Below are 1412 nucleotides of genomic sequence, written 5' to 3' on the forward strand. Positions count from 1 at the left end.
TTAGCCTACTGTATTTTTACATGCTCGCCTTAAAACTAAATCAGGTCCAGTATTCTGGCGTTGTCAAAGATCATTGTGATGAGTTTCTTGGCAGCTTCAAGTTCTTATTTGTCGCCTTGAGCCTCTGCTTGTTCGGCCGCCTCTGCGCTCTTCCAGGCAAAACCGCCGCCGGAGCCCTGCGCATTCGCATTGGCCTGCGCCTGTGCTTGAGCCAGTGCGTTAGCAGATCCGTATCCAACCAAACCGCCGATACCTTGAGCTTGAGCGTGTGCTTGGGCCTGAGCTTGCGCCAAAGCGTCAGCTGCCCCGTATCCACCAAGACCGCGTTGAGTCAGCCCTAGGGCTTGAGCTTGAGCCTGAGCTTGAGCCAGAGCGTCGGCGCTTCCGTACCCTCCAAGTCCACCGCCCTGCGCTAGGGCCTGAGCCTGGGCCTCGGCTGAGGCAGCTCCTCCCCATCCGCCGAGACCTTGGGCCTGAGCGTGAGCCAAAGCATCAGCGGACCCAACTCCTCCCCATCCACCGAGACCTTGCGCCAGTGCTTGAGCTTGGGCCTGGGCCTCAGCCGAGCCTGATCCCCCCCATCCAGCGAGTCCTTGAGCTTGTGCCTGTGCTTGGGCCAGAGCGTTGGCAGCGCCGTAGCCTCCGAGTCCACCGCCTTGAGCCAGCGCCTGCGCTTGGGCCTGTGCCTCGGCTGATCCGCTTCCTCCCCATCCTCCAAGGCCTTGGGCTTGCGCGTGTGCTAGAGCGTCGGCTGAGGCGACTCCGCCCCAGCCGCCCCCGATGCCCTGTGCTTGGGCCTGTGCCTGTGCCTCAGCTGAGCCGAGGCCCCAGCCGCCCCCGATGCCCTGTGCTTGGGCCTGTGCCTGGGCGAGTGCGTCAGCTGATCCGATGCCTCCCCAGCCGCCGCCGGACGCTTGAGCGTTAGCTTGTGCTTGAGCCAGAGCAGAGCTGCCGCCGATCAGTAGTGGTCCTTGTGATCCGCATGTTGGGTCTGGAACGGACTCAAGGTACACGTAGTTGTATTTGACTCTGCACACGTTGATCGAGCAAGGCCTGCTTGGATGTCTGAAGGGAGTGAGAGGGTGGTATCCTCTGCAGATTGGTGCGACATAGATTATGACAGGCACAGGGTAGAATTTGGTATTGCTGATAGGTACCGGTACGGGTACAAGAACGGGGCGCGATACCGGGTACGGTACGGGTACTTGTTCCGGGTACGGGACGGGTACTTTGGGACCCGGGATGTAGATCGGCGGCGAGGGTACGGGCACGGGGACGGGTACGATGACGCGTTTGCCCGGCACCGGAACGGGTACGGGGTACGGCCTGGGGATTATGACCGGGGGTGGGCAGACGGGCCTCGGAGATGGAGGAATCGGGAACGGTATCGGTATTGGTTCAGGAATCGGGAC

Annotated in this window: 1 protein-coding gene; it reads left to right on the plus strand. The window is 61.7% G+C overall.

All coding sequences use genetic code 11. The annotated features are described in order from the left end of the window. On the plus strand, window positions 1-341 hold a 341-nt coding region (locus ACFFNX_RS50005; RefSeq protein WP_378213533.1), incomplete at its 5' end, for a hypothetical protein. Window positions 342-1412 lie beyond the last annotated feature (1071 nt).

This window comes from Actinoallomurus acaciae (assembly GCF_042429965.1).
Lineage (GTDB): Bacteria > Actinomycetota > Actinomycetes > Streptosporangiales > Streptosporangiaceae > Actinoallomurus > Actinoallomurus acaciae.